At 40.5% G+C, this 18,694-nt stretch carries 11 protein-coding genes; 2 read left to right on the top strand and 9 right to left on the bottom strand.

Annotated features, from left to right (window positions below; translation table 11 throughout):
* Nucleotides 1-11 precede the first annotated feature (11 nt).
* On the bottom strand, nt 12-713 hold the full coding sequence (locus tag IRJ18_RS10680) for a WecB/TagA/CpsF family glycosyltransferase (protein WP_228072689.1): 702 nt from the start codon (nt 711-713) through the stop codon (nt 12-14).
* A 1,203-nt stretch (nt 714-1,916) separates the two neighbouring features.
* Complete coding sequence (locus IRJ18_RS10685) at nt 1,917-2,123, bottom strand: hypothetical protein (protein ID WP_194106167.1); 207 nt, start codon at nt 2,121-2,123, stop codon at nt 1,917-1,919.
* A 304-nt stretch (nt 2,124-2,427) separates the two neighbouring features.
* Here IRJ18_RS10685 and IRJ18_RS10690 point away from each other — a divergent pair, with 304 nt between their 5' ends.
* Both IRJ18_RS10690 and IRJ18_RS10695 read left to right on the top strand, forming a co-directional pair.
* Nucleotides 2,428-3,789: a hypothetical protein gene (locus IRJ18_RS10690; protein ID WP_194106168.1), complete on the top strand. Its 1,362-nt coding sequence runs from the start codon at nt 2,428-2,430 to the stop codon at nt 3,787-3,789.
* A 305-nt stretch (nt 3,790-4,094) separates the two neighbouring features.
* On the top strand, nt 4,095-4,736 hold the full coding sequence (locus tag IRJ18_RS10695; protein WP_194106169.1) for a hypothetical protein: 642 nt from the start codon (nt 4,095-4,097) through the stop codon (nt 4,734-4,736).
* Between the two features lie 110 nt (nt 4,737-4,846).
* Here the strand turns inward: IRJ18_RS10695 and IRJ18_RS10700 are convergent, their stop codons facing one another.
* From IRJ18_RS10700 to IRJ18_RS10730, 7 genes are all read right to left on the bottom strand, one after another.
* On the bottom strand, nt 4,847-8,005 hold the full coding sequence (locus tag IRJ18_RS10700) for a glycosyl hydrolase (RefSeq protein WP_194106170.1): 3,159 nt from the start codon (nt 8,003-8,005) through the stop codon (nt 4,847-4,849).
* A 24-nt stretch (nt 8,006-8,029) separates the two neighbouring features.
* Nucleotides 8,030-9,970, bottom strand: coding sequence for a beta-N-acetylhexosaminidase (locus IRJ18_RS10705; protein ID WP_194106171.1), 1,941 nt, complete (start codon nt 9,968-9,970; stop codon nt 8,030-8,032).
* Nucleotides 9,971-9,977: 7 nt separating this feature from the next.
* Nucleotides 9,978-11,039: a DUF6528 family protein gene (locus IRJ18_RS10710; RefSeq protein WP_194106172.1), complete on the bottom strand. Its 1,062-nt coding sequence runs from the start codon at nt 11,037-11,039 to the stop codon at nt 9,978-9,980.
* Nucleotides 11,040-11,054: 15 nt separating this feature from the next.
* Complete coding sequence (locus IRJ18_RS10715) at nt 11,055-12,194, bottom strand: DUF6528 family protein (protein WP_194106173.1); 1,140 nt, start codon at nt 12,192-12,194, stop codon at nt 11,055-11,057.
* A 137-nt stretch (nt 12,195-12,331) separates the two neighbouring features.
* Nucleotides 12,332-13,888, bottom strand: coding sequence for a RagB/SusD family nutrient uptake outer membrane protein (locus tag IRJ18_RS10720; protein ID WP_194106174.1), 1,557 nt, complete (start codon nt 13,886-13,888; stop codon nt 12,332-12,334).
* Between the two features lie 10 nt (nt 13,889-13,898).
* Nucleotides 13,899-17,267 (bottom strand): TonB-dependent receptor, encoded by a 3,369-nt coding sequence (locus tag IRJ18_RS10725; RefSeq protein WP_194106175.1) that lies wholly within the window; start codon nt 17,265-17,267, stop codon nt 13,899-13,901.
* Nucleotides 17,268-17,498: 231 nt separating this feature from the next.
* On the bottom strand, nt 17,499-18,665 hold the full coding sequence (locus IRJ18_RS10730) for a FecR family protein (protein WP_228072690.1): 1,167 nt from the start codon (nt 18,663-18,665) through the stop codon (nt 17,499-17,501).
* Nucleotides 18,666-18,694: the final 29 nt, after the last annotated feature.

An 18,694-nucleotide genomic window follows, 5' to 3' on the forward strand; every position in this document is an offset into this window, starting at 1 on the left:
ATCGAATAAATTTAGGCAGCGGTGTATTCGTCGTTTCGTAATGATGAAGGTATTGTAATAACTGGGGCATCAGGACGTGAATTACTATTAGAAATAGTATTCCCTGTCTTTAATTTTTGCTGGATCAACTTGTAAGCGAAGACCGGTCCGTAAACCAGGTACCTTTTGTACAATCTCCGTGGTTCAGATACCATGCGGCCCAGCCATTCCAGTCCAAGATTTATCCAAACCTTATTTGGTCTTTTAACAGTACCGGCATAAAAATCAAAAACTGCACCTATTGAACATATATATTTTGCATTCAATAAACTTTTGTTGGCTATAGCCCATTTTTCTTGCTTCGGAGCAGTCATTCCAATAAATAACACGTCGGGGCTTACTTCATTTACCCTGTCAATCATCTCCTGATTTTCTTCCCTGGTAAATTCTTTCTTAAATGGCGGAGAATAGAAATACCCTTTTATATTGGGATATTCCTTTTTTAATCTTTTTTCGATTTTTTCAAGCGTGGCTGTTGATGAGCCAAGGTAGAAACAAGATCCGCCTTTGTCATTCAAATCCTTTAACAAATAATCATGCAAATCGGCCCCTGAAACCTTTTTTATTACAGAGCCTTTTAAAAATTTGGCGGCGATAGTGATGCCTATACCATCTGGCAACAAGATATCTGAATTCTTTAAAGCATCTTTAAAATCGCCGTCCCGTTCAGCCATGCAGTAAGAGTACTGATTAATTGTATTTATAACGGTCTTGTGGTGTGTAGGAAGTTTTTCAAGGGTGTCTGCAAATACGTCGTATCCCAGGCAGCTGCAAGTACTAGTGAACATTTCTGTAATTTTTTAGTGATCATTAAGTTAACTACAGAGCAATTATTATTTAATAATTTTCACTTTACCATTATAATTAATTTAAAATATATCAATCTCACCATATTATTAACCACAACTTTATATTTTAAAACAATTAAAGATAATTTTATAATTATTATTTAATTTTATCTCTGTTGTAACATTAATTACAATAAATACGCCAACATTAAACCAAAAGTTAAATGCAGCTGTAAATAATTATCCAAAATGTTATTTAGGTAAATTTAAAAGCAATTTTTAAACAAAAAATGATATAATCCAACTTATACCTTTAGCAGTTATGTAGACTAATTAGACACTAATGACTAATTCTGTATAGTTTTTAGTTAAAAAAATTTCCAAAAATAGACACTATACTTTGTCATTTCATCCAGGGGATGCATTAATAATTTGGAAGGGTAAAAGATGGCGTTATAATGCCGCCGGTAAGTTTTCATGGCCGGGAGGTTCGGATCGGCAAATAAAGTGTTTAGTTTAGTATATTCACTGTATGATTTTTCTGTTATTTAGGTCGAACAGTGCTTAAATTTATAGAAATTTATACATTGTATGTTATGCATGCTTTCATAACATTTTATTTTTTTACCAAATGTTAGTCAGTGTTTTAATTCCAATCGTCGGGCGGATCCATATAAAGCATAAAGGTTAACCAGCCAAAAACTACAATAATTGTAAATACAATAATGGCTATAATGGTATGAAACCATAACGCCCAACCTATTATTATAAGTACTAAAGTTAAAAATCCTGCTCTTCCTATTGCTTTTACCATAAAATGCGCAGATCAATATTTAAATATAAGGAAAATTAAAAACGTTAGACAAAAATTATTTTTGAATTTCATTCACTCATGTTCGGCAGGCTTTTTGTTTATAGCTAAACGCAGTCTTTATTAGCTACACTTAGTTGCAGTTTTATATAGAATGTAAGTGCGGTGGATGAAGATATTGCCAGTATGGTTATAGCGGCTAACTCCACACTAAGTAAACAAAAGCTATATATATAAACATTTTAACTAAAAATGGAAAACGTTGAAATTGTAAGGTGTTATTGTTTTAATCCATTGTGCAAAAGTTCGATTTTTGCGTCTAAGAAAAACATCACTGTATGGGAGCCGCTGGAGCGAGTATTATCTGAGCCGATACGTTGCCAAGATTGTAATACCGATTTAATTTCGAAACCTGCTTTGGAAATTAAAATCCAAATAAATAGTTGTTTGTATAAACCTGTACCTATGGAGCCAATAGTGATCACTAAAGATCAATTTGTAATACTTATTTAGGCTACACATTCGGACTAAATACACACATTATATCCAATAGTCCATAATTCTTTTTAATTACATTAAGGATAATTGATTGTACACTTATCCATAATTATTATTACACTGTTAATAAAGCCATGACTTAACCAATAATTGCTTCAATCAAACAAAAACTTCATTCCATTACCTTTTAATTAATATGTATTTCTAAAACGTGTTCATATAGATTATATTTATTAATCAAAATGAAAACTAATTTCTTTAAAAGTAGTTTCACTATAAAATCCAATTACCATGAAAACTACTTTTTTACTTCCAATCTTAGCAGCGGCAGTTCTTTTTTCGTGTAAAAAAGACAGCTTATCACTTACCAACAATGATTCTCAGTTAGATACATTGCAGGGAACCATATCAACGAATACGACATTAAGTGCCAACAAAAACTACTTTTTAAAGGGCAAAGTGTATGTTAAAAACAATGCGACACTCAGCATACCCGCTGGTGTTACTGTTTTTGCACAGGTAAACGAACTTGCCGATAATAAAAGTGCTTTAATTATTACAAGAGGCGCTAAAATTAATATAGCCGGTACTGCCGATAACCCGGTTGTATTTACATCGGCGGCTACTAATAAAAAACAAGGGGATTGGGGCGCAATTATTATATTAGGAAATGCACCTACCAATGTAGGGACTGGCCATGTGGAAGGCTTACCTGTATCGAACGATACACAATACGGTGGAAGCGTAGCAACCGATAACTCGGGATCTATTAATTATCTGCGGATAGAATATAGTGGGGGCATAAATCCGCCTGCTGAAGATGAGTGGATTGTAGATAAAGCCAGCGGGTTGTGCCTTGCAGGCGTTGGGTCTGGGACACAAATTGATAATGTAATGGTGTCGCATTCAAACGATGATGGTTTTCAATTTGTGGGCGGTACAGTGAATGCAACACACCTGATAGCTTTTAATAATGGTGACGACGATTTCGATTTCGATTTAGGCTATGAAGGGAATTTACAATTCTTAATAGCATACCGCACGCAGGCATCTTCTCAAGCATTGCGGGCCAACGGACTTGAAAGTTATAATGATGAGGTACCAACAACCAACACGCCGCTTACGCGCCCTGTAATTTCTAATATGACTATTATTGGTCCGCAAGGAACAGAATCGGTTAAAACAAATATTAACCAGGGTGTGTACATGCGCAAAGGGACTCGCCTGGCTATTAGAAATTCTATTGTAGCTGAATATAGCCAGGGAGCGTTTATGGTTTGCCCAAGAACAAGGCCTGCGATACTAAATAATGACTGGGCCGAATTCAGGTATAATTTGGTTCAGTCGGATAACAGCGATCGTACGTTTTCGTATGATACCAGTACATCAATTATCCCGGACCCTGAATTGGCAACATTTGAAACAAACAGCGTAAATAATAATGTTTTACTCATTGCAATGGCTGATTTCAAGTTAACAGGAACTTATAGCGCGGTTCCAGATTTAACGCCTGCAACTGGTTCACCAGCATTGTCGGGTGCTAATTTTACCGGAGTAGATTTTTCTTCAGCCTTTTTTGTAAAAACTACCTATCGTGGGGCTGTTGGATCATCCAATTGGGCAGCGGCAAACAACTGGGCTACCTGGAAATAAACAGAGCTTAATTAGTAAAAAAATGAATGCCCGGAACAGGCATTCATTTTTTTTGCGCCTATGTTTTAATCTCACTTTCCTACCTCTGCCTATAGTAAAATCATAGCAGATTCTATACGATTAAGTTTCTCGGATTGATCAGTAGTTAACAATTCATAGCAGTTTCTTATACCTAAAAATAGATTTCAATAAATCATATCCATTCCAATTCACACCGGAAATTAAATTACATTAAAGATAAAACAAATTAACTTTTACTTTATTATCATTAAATATAAAATAATTTATTGTTAATGTAATAGGTTATGGCAAAAAAATTTATCCAATTAAGCTGCAATAAAGTTTTATTACAACTTGTCGTTATTTTATTTATTTCCACATTAGCTTTCGCTCAGAAAAATAAAATTGGCTCTGCTGGTTATTTACAGACCGCTATTGGCTTTAAGGATATTAAGTTGGGCGAGGATATTAACAAATTAAACTATGCGAGAAGTTACCTTGATGACGACAGCAGGTTTGATGCTGACAGTTGTTTAAAACTGGCAGTAAGCGATTCCAGCGCGTTAAAATTTACCAATGATTTGAACTTAAGTATGATAGGTGTGCGTACTTATAAAAATAAGATTGTAAACATATACCTATTCTTTCCTAAAAAAGACGGCTCGAAAATGCTGAGTACTTTTATAGCTACCTATGGCGGTTATTTCACCAAACCAGACGAGGATACAAATATTTATACCTGGGATTCTAAAAAGGTAAGCTTATCTTTAATGTATCAGGCCGACGTAGAATATGGCGTGGCGATATTCACGTACAAATCGCTGGCGGAATATATAGTTGAAGTAAAGGAACTGGCTGCGATGAAAAACCGGGCCCAAAACAATAAAGCACCGAAACCAACTGCTATCCTCAAAAACGCACTGGCCTCAAACAATACCAATAATTAAGACCGGTATAGTTAAATGGGTTTTTAATATTTCAAAAAATGATTGCAGCGTGTCTTACGATTGGAGTTTTTGTGGTTACCTATTTGGGTACACAACTACAATTACTTGCTTCAGTTTATAACTAAAATTTTAAAGTCGTCCATTAATCCATAGTTATACAGGTCATACGAATTGCCTGGCGGTTGAGATTTAATATTATACCATTTTCCCGGGTCTACTAATCCAGGAACAGGTTTGTTGTAAAAGGGCCCTAACACATTTTTCAAGCTGCCTATTACCTCAACTTCCACTGTGTTATTTCCTTTTTTTAATAATCGGGTTATTGACAGGTTATTGGGTTCTGAAGTAATGATACCGGCAAATACCTGATTAACCTTTACCGAAGCAACGGTCCCCTGCCATTTGCCCAGCTGAACGGTATACTGTTTACTTAAACTTTGTATGTAAAATGTTTTGCTGTAAGTAATACTTTGTCCATACAATGGCAATCCTTGCTTTGCCCAACTGCCTAATCCAATTGGCACTGGCGGACTGATTACCCAACCTTTATCAGCGGCTATTAAGTTAAAATCGCCACGGATGTAAACAGGTTCAATTTCGGCATATATACTCATAGGGGATATGCTTACCGCTATTTGATTATCTCCTGGTTTCAAATAAGGCCCGATCTTATAAACACCAAATGAACGATCAAGCCACCACTGCCCGGGTACATTTTTTACCACAATTCCGTTAATTTTTACATTACTCCACAAGTGGGGCTGTTCAATTACAGCGCTGAAATGCTTACAATTAACTCCTTCTTTAATTGTGAAATGATAAGTTGCTGTATATCCTGTACCTTTTGAGAAGGTATCACGTTTTACAATGGCATTTTTAAACTGAGTGCGGTTATTCCATGGGTTTCCTACACCATCGGTAAAACCATAATGTTTAAATACTTTGTTCGAAGCCATACCAACATGCAAGTTCTTATAAGATGAATCCGGCTGATGGATATCTAAATCGCAAAAATCTACAGTGAGCGTATTATTATCAGGCCGTTGCACATAAGCAGGTTTAGTTTTCACAACTATTATTGGTTTAGCAGGCGCCTCTTTTTGATAACCCTGTAATTGATGGTTTGAGATAAAAAGCATCATACTGCCAGCGGGTGGCACATTGAATTTAATCGACATATACCCATTTTGCTGCTTAAAATCATATTTACTGATCTTGCCCGTAAATAGGTCCATCCGTACTACATCTTTACCCGCTAAGGCAACCTCTCCTATAGCTGCTTCTTCCATACTGGCATTAGACAGGAACAGGAGTTGACCATCTGTAAGCTGCCTACGCTGGTGATAGATATTCCCGCCTATAGCTTTACCATCCAACCCTGTAATATGGAACTTGTTATTTTCAAAAAGTGACTGTAAAGTTGAAGTGTTATACCTTGTTTGTATATTATTTAATTGCGGTATGTTTAATAACTGCGCACTGGCAGCCCCATCAATCAGTTGCAATTTTTCAAAAGCAACAACTTTGCCCCCCGCCGCCATATATTGTTTTAACAGGCGATAGGTTTCGCTGTCTATATTCTCCATCCCTGGGGGTATAACCACACATTTATATGCCCGTTCGCCTACTACAAATTGGTTGCCCTTAACACTACCGTGATCTTTTATTATATTTTCAGACCCAAGATCGTATTCCAGGTGCGCTTTTTGCATACTGGTAACAAAATCATTAAACACTTTGGTGATCTCAAAAAACCTTTTATTCTCTTTCCCATTATAATAATACATCCAGGCCGAAGTGGTTGGTTCTAAAATCAGGATATCATTATTTTGCCGGCCTTTTGATAGCAGTAACGATAACCGCGAAAAATAATGGTTAAGCGATTTGTAATAAGGCCACCAGGGCTCGTGATAAGAAAAGCTTTGCGGGTAATCGTATTTGCGTGCACCCGTAATAGTCATAAAAGATAAATGCTGGTTCAAAAAATTTACGCCTAACACAAATTCCCAATCAGCCAAACGTTTCATGTCCTTAAAGGTCAATTCCCAGCCACCGCCGCCATAGGTTTCTGATAGCGCCCGTTTTTTGCCAAGCTGATTGGCTACACTACCTAATTCGCGCACGGCCCTGATATTGCCAAATTGCACCGGTTTTTCCTCGTTAAATTGATTAAACAGCATATCAATACCCGGCATTTGCTCCCAGGCATACATAGCCATATTATCAGGGCCATGGTACGGGCTTGGCCAGCCGTGTTCCCAATAATGTCCCGTCCAGACAAGTTTATGCTCAGCCATGTAAGCGGATACCGGTTTCGACCATCTATCTATAAACAGTTGCAATAATACCTGGTAGTAATTGTGCCTTACTTTTTTCCAATCCCCTACTTCCTGAAACAGGGAGGGCAACTGTTCCTTAAGATCGTACCCCCACTTTTTATAAAAGCGGTCAAACAAATCGGGCGTCCAACGTATACAGTTCTTTCCTTCATTAATAATGGTAGGCTCATCCGAGAAAACCCCTTTCACCGTTTTTCCAAACTCCTTTCCCACCACTTTTTCATAACCTTTATATGTAATATCAATAAACTTTTCGGTTACCCCTTTCGCCATCAGGTCAACATACGATACCCCTATTGGGCCAGCAACCGAACCTCTGTTTGATCTTTGATAATTTACCTTTCTGAATATGCGGTAACGCCCAACTTTCCCTTTTTCATCGGCCAGCTTGCTTGTAACATCTTTAAAAGTGCCACCCTGTTCTTTAAGGCAAACAAATACAGATGAGATATCGGCCGGTATTTCGGTCACCTCATCCATGTAAAGCATTTGTCCCTGATTATAAGCTTCGGGCATTTGTTCGACTAATAACCCGCCAGCAAAGCCTGTTGGGTACGAATTTTCGTCGTATATCCAGATATTTAAGCCAAGCTTTTTACCTTTTAACATCGCATAGTTAAACAGGTCAAACCAATCCTTAGATAAATATTCGGTTATTAAGCCGGGACGTGCATGGATAATAACCCCGCCAAAATCATTATGCTTATAATCATCAAGCATAGCATCTATCAGGCCCTTGGTTACTTTCGTATTCCATACCCAAAACGGAACGCTGCCATAATCCTTCCCCGGTTGATGAAACTGGCCACGGATCTCATTAAAGCTGTCGCCTTTTATATGTGAATACGGTTGACAAAAACCGGCTATTCCACACCATAAATTCACAATAATACTAATAACTAACGCCCAATATTTTACTTGTTTACACATAGTAGCTTCTATTTATCTATTTCATTACTTTACCCCATCCACAGCTTTGGTGTTATCCAATACTGTACGTGTTACAACGCTTCGCCGACCAGCTGGAGTTATTACAATAGTTTTCAATATAATTTTTTTGCCTGTAGGAATATGAATTGTAACCGGTCCTTTATATTCAATATCCGCATCGCCAGGGATATTATTATTAAAGGTGAAAAATATTTTTGCACCCGGTATAGGTGAAGTTACATTTAACTGGTAATTATTGGTTACTATAACGGTATCGGTATAGTTAAATACGGTAGGTACCCTATAATTAATTCCTGTTTTATCAAACCGCTCTAAATGTATAGGCAACGCATTTGCAACAAACCGCTGATACGATTTATTAGACTGTTTTGCCCACCCCGTCTCAGCCAATGCCAACAGACGCGGTAGCAGCATATATTGCAACTTAGCTACAGATGGGATATGCTCTGTCCATACGCAGGCCTCCACACCTAAAATATGTGTCCTGTCTGCGGTCGTCAAATCGGTATAATCGGGGTTATAATTATATGCTTTCCACAGTGGCGAGTAGCCCCCATGACTAGATGGTTCCATATCTGATGCACTTTGCGCATAATCGAAATACAAGCCATTGTTGCCGGGTGCCAGTATAATATCCTGTTTCCTTTTCACTTGTTCAATAGCCCCCTTTTCCCCGAAACGGTTCATTACGGCTACGTTTTCATTTCCCCCGCCGTTCATTATTTCATCCCAACCAATTAACTTTTTATGTTTCGATTGGATGATCGTGTTCAGACGCGAAATAAAATAGCTTTGCAACTCGTGCGTGGTTTTAATACCCATCTTTTTCATAAATGCCTGTACACCCGCGTCTTTCTCCCAAAAGCCTTTAAAGCACTCATCCCCGCCAATATGGATGTATTCGTATGGAAACAAAGCAGCTACTTCGCCAAATACCTTGTCTAAAAACTGATAGACCCTTTCATCTGTTGGGTTAAGGGTATTATCAATGTACATTTCATAAGTACCGTTAGGGAACCATTTGGCAAAGCTGCTGCCAGGGCTTACCTTAATGCTGGTGTCCCTGGTAACGCATAGTTCGGGATAAGATGCAATTGCCGCCATAGAGTGCCCGGGTACATCAATTTCGGGCATTACTTCAATATGCCGTTCGCCGGCATAGCGGATAATTTCCCTCACTTCCTGTTGTGTATAAAAGCCTCCATCGGTAGCTTTTTCTCCGGGTTGGGGTGGTATAGTATTACTACTAAAGCCCGTGATACGGGGTACACGCCAGGCACCAATTTGGGTGAGCTTAGGATAGCTTTTTATTTCCAGCCGCCAGCCCTGGTCGTCCGTTAAGTGCCAGTGAAAACGGTTGAGTTTATAATACGCCATTAAATCCAACAAATCCTTTATTTCTGAAATAGTGAAAAAATGCCGGGAAACATCTAACATTAATCCCCGGTAAGCAAAGCGCGGAGAATCTTCAATGGTGAGGCATGGCAAAGCAGCTATTCCTTTAACATTATTCGGGAACAGCTGTATAAGCGTTTGCAGGCCATAAAATAAACCGGCGCCATTTGCGGTAAGTGTAATGCCCGATGGTGCTATGTGCAAGCGATATCCTTCGGCCGGGAGATGCGTTGCCCCCCTGGTATTAATGGCAACTGTATTATGCGTTGCTTTCTGTAGCCGGGCAATTACTTTAGTTTTAAATTTCCAGTTGTTCAGCAAAAAATCTGAAAGAAACTTTACGGCTCTTTGTCCGCCAGCATCAGTTTGGATAATGGTTTTTGTGTTGAAAACAAAGCTGCCTGCTTCCATTTTTACAGTAGCAGGGGCAGGTATAATTGCCTGAAGGTTGCTTTGGGCAGAACAGCAGACTGTTATAAAACAAAAACTTACCTGAACTAATAATTTAAAAAAATGTTGAACATACATTTTAAGGCGTATGCTGTTCATTAGTTTATTATTGATAACTATCATTCACCAATTTCAGTTTATAAAAGCAGGCCCCATTTACAATACGTGCACCTTGCCATTGGCCGTTAGCAGCATAAAAATCTATCGTACTTGTACTCCAGTCATTTAAAGTACAGCCTATTGCTGGCCGGGGATTTTTATTGGCATCAGGCCGCACCAGTACAATTTGCCCGCTGGGCTGGTTAATAATCCCTTTTACAAACGTTAACCCGTTTGTAGGGGCGGTTGAGAAAGATTTGGTTGTTTTATTAAAAACATACTCACCTCCGTTGCTGGTTACCCATAATAAATTTTTGTTGCCATAATAAGCCCCAATCTCGTGCCCCCAGGCTGTTGGCAATGTTTTTCTGTAGGTAATAACTTCGGTAAGCTCGGGCTTAGCATCTGTACCGGCAATGGCTAATGCGGTTAAAATATGTGCGTTGGTTGAAGGGTCCTGTCCCGTAACCCATAGCACGCTTAAATCCGGGTCCCATAATACTGCATGTGCCGCAAGCAGCGTATATTCGGCATAGGTATTATTATCCGGCCCTTGCGATGATGCGTACACCCTTATCCAATTACCATCCGATGCTGCCAGTGCAATATTGCCATTAGGCAGCAGTTCGGCCGAATGTAAATTGCCCGATATTATTTTTGACCATTTACGTACCCCTGACGGGTATTCAATAATTGCGGCAAAGCTATTGTCGCTGATAGCTGCATAGTCGGCGTTTTGCCAAATGGGCATCTTTCGTGGTTTAAAATCGGTCCCACCACCAAACTTACTGTTTTCATCGGCGCTAAAACCAAGGTTTACCGTTGGGCCCCAACTCCATTTCTTAGCGTCACTTAAATTCCAATCGGTACTCACCGGGTCGTATATCTCAATTTTTTTACTGGTATTGTTGGTTAAAGCTACCAAAAGCCCGGTATACGACACCGGGGCTGCGGGAGTATTACCGGTGTTGGCAGAATCGGTGGGTGAATCACCACCCACCGGTTTTTTACTACAAGCGATATTGAGGTTAATTAAACATATCAATAGCGCAAAACATATCTTTTTCATTAACAATTTTTTAGTTTATTGATAATCAGGATCAAACACCCTGATCTTATAGAATTTAGCGCCTGGCACTATGCGGGTGGCAGCAGGGTTATAAAAATTAACGGTATCATTTTGCCAGCTCGATTCGCCCGTACCGCCAGCATTTTGCGGCCGTATTTCAACAATCTGCCCTGATGGTTGGTTACCTATACCTTTTACAAAATTGCGGTTAGCGGCGCCACTTACTGGTGTAAAGGTTTTGGTAGTTTTATCAAAAATATATACTCCTTTGCTATTATCGGTATTATCAACCTGTACTGCTACCCATAGTTTATTATTATCATAGTAGTAAGGCGAAATTTCGTGGCCGTATTTACCGGGCAGCACTGCGCGGTAATTCGTATCTTCCGTCAACACCGGATTAGCCGCTGTACCAGTAACTTGCAATGCAGTTATTACTTGATTTAGCGCGTCCCAATAATTAGCGCTATGAATAGGTAACCATCCAATTACCCATAATCGGTTGATGGAAGGGTCCCATAAAACGGCATGCGCCGAGCCAAGGGAAAATTCAGCATAATGATCATGGTTTGGTACAGGTTGCGACGATGAGTAAACGCGCACCCAATTGCGCCCGGCGGATGCCAATGCAATATTTCCATTTGGCAATAATTCTACCGAGTGTATTTCAACCTGCGGGTCGGCAGTACTAAAACCCATGGTCCATATTTTATTACCAGATGGATAAGCGGCGATTGTTGCTAAACGCCCACCCGCTGTTGCTATGGCCTGACTGGTGCCTGTAAAGGCATTTACATTTCTTAGCTTAACATCGGTAGGGCCACCCCATAATGGGATTTCGGCAGTTGAACTGTAACCAAGTGCAGTTGTTGGAGTAAAAGACCACTTTAACGCTGGGGCCGTGTTCCAATAATATACCGCCGGGTCATACACCTCAACTGCGTTATTAGCTTGGTTAACCGCACCTATCCAACAACCACAGGTTGTGGATTCGATTGAAAGGTTAGGTGACTTCACCTGCTGACCCGATCCGGAGTCTGCAATTTTATGCTCCTTTTTACAACCTGTCACAACTACTATTAGCACTGCTAAAATTCCGATCAGTCCCGCGTTTTTTTTCACCGCAGGACGATTAAGTGATTTTTCAATTTTCATAATTTATAGCTTATAGGTTAATAATTTCAGATTTAGAAAAGCAGGGGGTTATAAGCATAACCCACCTGCCAACCAATTATCTCTTTAAACCAATTGAAAAGAGATAGTTAGTTTACCTGCCTGATGGCTGTTTGATCTTAATATCCAGGGTTTTGCGTTAACTGATCGTTGAGCAATATTTCCGCGTTTGGTATAGGGAAAAGAAGCCTGTTCTGCGTAATGTTATAGGAGCCGCTTTGCAGATAACTATACTGGGCCTTTTGTTTTACACCAAAGGCAGTCATTACCGGTATGGCATTTCCGGTACGCACCAGATCGAGCCAGCGTTTATTTTCAAAAGCCAGTTCTACCCTTCTTTCTTTTAGGATAATGGCACGCAGCGCGGTCTGATCTGTAGTAGTAATATTATTCGCAGTGTTACCAAAAGCCCTGCTCCTTACCATATTCAGGTAAGGTAAAGCTTCACCGCCCTTATTTTGCTCGGTCAGGCTTTCGGCCAGTAATAACAAAACTTCGGAATAACGGTAAACGGGCCAATCATCGTTGGTTTGATTGCCAATAGTATGTGTGTGCAGATACTTTTTAGGAAACGGACGGCCAACCTTACCGGCAGGGGCAACATAGCCCACTACAGATTTCACTGCTGTGGCTGTAAAATCGTCGGTAGCGTTAAAGGTTCCTTCCGCAATGCCAATAGAGGCATCCAGGCGCAGATCGCCGGGTTCGTATGCGCTGATCAAATCCTGAGTTGGCGTATTAAAGCCACCAACGGTAGTTATACTATTATAATTTACGCCTGTTACAACCGTGGTATTGGCCATGCGTGGCAAAAAATTATAAACGGAGGCCTCGGTATTGGCTTGCGGAGTAGCTAAGGCCGTATTAAATTGTATCTCAAAAACAGATTCTTTACCATTTTTATTCGCTAACTGAAAAGCATCGCTATAATTGGGAAATAAACTGTACCCCATAGTAGTTACCTGTTTTAAGGCGGTTTCGGCTAAATCATATTTTTTCAGGGTAACATATACATCGCCCAGCAATGTGAGTGCAGCGCCTTTTGTAGCACGCCCGGTTTGGGGGAATGCCGGCGTATTTAATTTTGCTGCTGCATCGGTTGCATCGGCTATAATGAAGTTATATACGTCCTGAACAGATGACCTGGGAATATAGGTTTCCGCACGGCTAAGCGGGGCATGCGGATAAATGGGTACACCACCGTAATAGCGCACCAAGTCAAAATAAGCAAGGGCACGTATAAATTTTGATTCGCCAAGTATGCTGTTACGGCTGGTTGCCGGCAAGGTAATATCATCAATATGATCGATAATAACATTCGCTGCTGATATGGCGTTAAAGGCGGTATTCCACTTAGCCGGGGTTTGGTTATTATATTTATCATCCAAAAAATCGGCAACTGCGTACCGGTTAGTGGTGGCTACGGCCTGGTCGGATGATTTGTAATCGTAGTGGGTATTATCCGAACGCATTTCGCCCATTGTCCATGCGCTTTTACTATTGTATAACGCACGTAGTTGGTTGTATGCGCCATTTACTGCTAAATTAAAATCGTTTTCTGTTTTAAAATAGCTGCTAAGGGTTATACTGGTTGGGTTTGTTTCCTCTAAAAACTTTTTACATGATACCTGCAACAAGCCCAGCATCAATATTGTTGTATATATAATCTTTTTCATCTCTTTAAGTTTAAAGGCCAAGGTTTATACCAAAAGTTAAAGTCCGTTGTAAAGGATAGGCACCAAAATCCTGGCTTTGGCTTACCGAGTTTAGGCCCGACGAGCTAACTTCGGGGTTACCCGGGTAGCTGGTAAATATGTAAGCGTTTTGCAGCGTAGTATACACACGTAAGCTTTTAATATATGGGGTCTTGAATTTTTTAATACTGTAACCCAAAGCTATATTGTTGATAGTGATGTGCGATGCATCGTGTATAAACAAGGTATTATCTGCCCGGTAGGCTGCAGTAGTATTAGCCAGGGTACGTGCTACCATGCCATCGCCAGGATTGGCTTCGGAACGCCAGCGATTCAGTAATTCGGGCGGGCCGTTAAAAACACCATCCAAATTATAGGTGCTTTCTTCCATCCCGTTTTTCAGTTTATTTCCATAAGTGCCTGATAGGGTGATACCAAAATCGAAGTTCTTGTACTGGAAGTTGTTACTGAAACCAAAAATAAAGTCGGGGTTAGGATCGCCTATAACTGTTTGGTCATCCGGGAAGGTGATCTTACCATCGCCATTTAAGTCTTTAAAGCGTACAGTTCCAGCTTGCGATAGCGTAGTGCTGCCCGTGCCATAGTATTTAGGCCCGGCGTTGGCCTCGGCCTGGTTTTTAAATATGCCATCAAAAACATAGCCGTAAAACTGCCCGATAGGTTTGCCCACCAGGGTGCGATAATCGGTAAATTCTGTTAAGGTAGTTGTAGGGGAATCGGCAAAGGCGATGTTATTGACGCCAATGCGTTGCACTATATTTTTATTGAACGAAATATTAAAATCGCTGCTCCATTTAAATGCGCCAACCAGGTTTTTGGTGCTCAACACAAATTCGTGGCCCCATTGCTTAATATCGCCAAGGTTATCCTGTACAGATACGAAGCCTGATGATTGCGGAACAGGAACTGTAAATAATAAACCGGTAGTTAGTTTACTATAATAATCGTAGGTGAAATTGATGCGGCCACCAAATAAGCCCAAATCAAAACCGGCATCAAATTGCTTATTGCGCTCCCAGGCCAGATCATTATTACCCAAGTTACCCTGAACTTTACCCGGCGCAAGGCCATTAGAGAAGGTGTAGTTAGCATTGCTGATAGCCGGTATGGTAGTGTAGTTACCTATTTCGTTCATCCCGGTTAAACCATAGCTAAGCCTGAATTTTAAAAAGCTTAGCTTGGTAAGGTTTTGTAAAAAAGGTTCATCGCTGGCTACCCAGCCTGCACCTACCGAAGGGAAAGTACCCCATTTATGATTTGCCCCAAAACGCGAGGAGCCATCGCGCCTAACAGTGGCCTGTACGGTATATTTTTGCTTATAGCTATAATTCACCCTACTTAAGAACGACATCATGGTCCACGCGCCGGCGCTTGATGTAGAGGTGGTAAACCGTGTGGCGGCGTTTAAATATTGAACATTGTTATCAGGAAAATCACGGCCTACCAGATCGCTGGAAAAGCCTGTTGAACGCTGTGCGGTGAAACCACCCAATATTTGCAGCGCATGATCGCCAAAGTTTTTATGATAGTTCAGCGTATTCTCACTAAGCCAGGTATAATCGTTATTCTCGGCTGTTTCACCAAGGGCGGTATTGTTGCCTGGCGGTGGGTTCTCTATAGGCAGCGCGTTAAACCCACCAATAGATGTTGATGGTATGAACCTGTTGCGTGTAGCATTAGCAATATCAGCATTACCTGCAATTTTAAGTGTAAGGCCTGGCATTAGCTTTACCTCGGTAAACAAATTGGCCAGCACACGCAAGCGGTTGTCATCATCCTTGGTTTCCAATAGCTGCCTTAACGGGTTAGCCCAAACAAACTGATTGGTAAAGCCAGAGATACCTAAGGCTAACGACCCATCGGCGTTATAAGGCGACCCCATGGTTGGCATCATCGAGGCTGAGGCAAAAAGTGCCCGTTGCCCGTCAATATTAAATCCATTCCCTTGCCTGTTATTATGTTCCAATTGTATAGATGGGGCCAGGCTAAAACCAACCTTTACACTTTTGTTGATGGTAAAATCGCCATTAGCTCTAAGCGAAAAGCGGCGATACCCTGTATTTTTCATAATACCCTGCTGGTTAAAATAGCCGCCAATAATGCTCAAGGCCGATTTTTCGTTACCTGACGATATAGACAGGCTATAATTTTGAACAGGCGCATTACGTGTTAATACGCTAAACCAATCTGTCCCCACGCCATATTGATCGGGATTTTGATATACTGCAGGAATACCGCCAGTATACCCTTCGTACAAAGCTTTATCTTCATAAAACCCTTTCATATAGGTGGCTAACTGTGTGGCATTCATTACAGGCGGAATTAATTCTTTCATTAGTGAGGATACTCCGTAATAAGAATTAAAATCTATTTTTGTGGCACCAGCCTTACCCCTTTTAGTGGTAACAATAACAACACCATTAGCCGCACGCGAGCCATACAAAGCGGTAGAAGAAGCATCTTTTAATACCGTAAAGCTTTCAATTTCATCCGGGTTGATATTATTAATATTATCTACAGTACCAGGCATTGGCTGGCCATCTATCACGAATAAAGGTTTTACTGATGAGGTGAAAGAAGACGCCCCCCTAATCCGAAGGTCCATACTTTGACCGGGCCGGCCGGTAGTTTGTGCCAGTTGAACACCCGGCAGTTTCCCTTCCAGTCTTTCGGCAAAGGTGCCGGTGGGCTGATCCTTAATATCAGTTGCCGATAACCTGGCAACCGAGCCCACAATTTCGCGCTGGTTTTGACTGCCATAGGCCACTACCACCACATCGCTTAGCAACGCAGCTGTTTGTACTAACTGTATATCAATAACTTTCTGGCCGTTTATAGCTATTTCCTTACTGGCATAACCCAGGTATTCAAATACCAATACCCCATCGGTACCCGGTACATTAATGGTATAATTTCCGTCGGCATTAGTGGCGGTGCCCGTTTGGGTTCCTTTAACCCTCACTGTTACCCCTGCAAGCGGCTGGTTGTTAGCGGCGTCGGTTACCCGCCCTTTTATAGCGACGGCAATAGTTGAATTACCTGTTGTGGTTTTACGCACAACTACAATAGTATTTTGTTGTATAGTATATGTAAAGGGCTGGTTAGCAAAACTTTTTTGTAACACTTCCTCTATTGATGCATCGTTAACCTGGATATCTACTGGTTTGGCATCTTTTAAAATTTCCACGTCCCACAAAACGTTATAGCCGCTTTGTTTACGTATTTGGCGAAAAACTTCTTCGAGCGGGATATGTTTGGCAGATAATACTATTTTTTGAGCATAGCCAGAGGCACTAACCTCCATTAAAGCTGCGATCATTAAAACAAGGGTGAGTTTCATAATCAACAGGATTTTTTTGTAAGCAATACAGCGTTTTTCACCGTACTTATCAGATAAGTAAAATTTCATTACATTTGAATGTTTGGGTTTAATAATTGGTAATTGTGGCTACAATTTCTAATAACATACTTGTTTATACAGGGTTAAACTCAAACGCACCGCTTGCGCGGCTTAACCAGGAGCGCTCCACCGCTTCTGGTTATTAAGTTACCTTGTATCCTTCCTGATACTTTAAGGCATAACCAAAATCCTCCTCCCTTCTATTTTAAAATGAACGGCACCGGTTAATTCTAACATTTTAAGTACTTCGGACACATTTTTAAACCGCGAAACGCTACCCCCGATAGCTTTCCGGGAAACGTCGCCTTTATAAGCAACTTCCACATCGTACCAACGGGAAATTTTTCGCATAATGCTTTCTATTTTATCATTATCAAACAGGAAATAGCCATTCTTCCACGCGATAACCTGTTCGGTATCTGCAATCTTTGTTTTTAATTTTCCCGAAGCTTTAATTAACATAGCTTGCCGGCCAGGCGTTAATAACGCATTTTCAGCACCGTAATCAACTTTAACCGACCCCTCTAAAAGAGTAGTGGCATTATAATCTTCATCGGCATAAGCCATTATATTGAAATGGGTACCCAATACTTTAACATTCATTGGTATATTGCTGGCAGTATGCACGCTTACAATAAAGGGCTTATCTTTATTTTTGGCTACTTCAAAGTAGGCTTCGCCTGATAGTTCCACATTTCTTTCGTTACCAGTAAACGCCGTTGGATAACGTAATGATGAACCTGCGTTAAGCCAAACCTGTGTACCATCTTGTAAAGTAACCTTGTATTGCCCCCCATAAGGAATATTGAGGGTATTATATACAACTGCAGTATTTGAAGCTACAGTTGAAGCGGTGTATACCAAATTACCGTTCCCTGTTTTATTCACCAGCGCGCTGCCCTGTTTTAATAACAACCCGTTTTGCGATTGGGCCAGTACAACTTTGGCCCCGTTTGCCAGCGTAAGAATGGCTTTGTTACTGCCAGGCGCAATATCGTTTACCAATGGCTTTACGGCCACTTTATTCGCTTCGGTATTGGAAGACTTATGGAAAGCAAAATATCCACCAATGGAAAATGTAATTATTATAGATGCTGCCGCCGCTATCCGGTACCACACCGATCGGGAAGTTTTTTCGGACTTTTTTGAAAAGGCGATCTGCTGTTGAAGATGACGTAAGGTGCGCATCCGTATCTGCTCTTCTTCATCCGGGCTTTCTGACGGCCATTCTATAATGGTATTATTCTGGCGGTTATACCATGCCATTAATTCTTTTTCCTCCGACGGTGTAATTCGACCATCCAGGTACTTATCAATGAGGTTTTGTATTTTTTTCAAAATTGGTGGTACTACTGGTTTGTAATATG

It is taken from the genome of Mucilaginibacter boryungensis, assembly GCF_015221995.1.
Lineage (GTDB): Bacteria > Bacteroidota > Bacteroidia > Sphingobacteriales > Sphingobacteriaceae > Mucilaginibacter > Mucilaginibacter boryungensis.

Coding starts and splice junctions, on each gene's coding strand:
- IRJ18_RS10680 (WP_228072689.1), bottom strand. CDS start 713: ATGGCTGAACGGGACGGCGATTTTAAAGATGCTTTAAAGAATTCAGAT.
- IRJ18_RS10690 (WP_194106168.1), top strand. CDS start 2,428: ATGAAAACTACTTTTTTACTTCCAATCTTAGCAGCGGCAGTTCTTTTT.
- IRJ18_RS10695 (WP_194106169.1), top strand. CDS start 4,095: ATGGCAAAAAAATTTATCCAATTAAGCTGCAATAAAGTTTTATTACAA.
- IRJ18_RS10700 (WP_194106170.1), bottom strand. CDS start 8,005: ATGTGTAAACAAGTAAAATATTGGGCGTTAGTTATTAGTATTATTGTG.
- IRJ18_RS10705 (WP_194106171.1), bottom strand. CDS start 9,970: ATGAACAGCATACGCCTTAAAATGTATGTTCAACATTTTTTTAAATTA.
- IRJ18_RS10710 (WP_194106172.1), bottom strand. CDS start 11,039: ATGAAAAAGATATGTTTTGCGCTATTGATATGTTTAATTAACCTCAAT.
- IRJ18_RS10715 (WP_194106173.1), bottom strand. CDS start 12,194: ATGAAAATTGAAAAATCACTTAATCGTCCTGCGGTGAAAAAAAACGCG.
- IRJ18_RS10720 (WP_194106174.1), bottom strand. CDS start 13,888: ATGAAAAAGATTATATATACAACAATATTGATGCTGGGCTTGTTGCAG.
- IRJ18_RS10725 (WP_194106175.1), bottom strand. CDS start 17,267: ATGAAACTCACCCTTGTTTTAATGATCGCAGCTTTAATGGAGGTTAGT.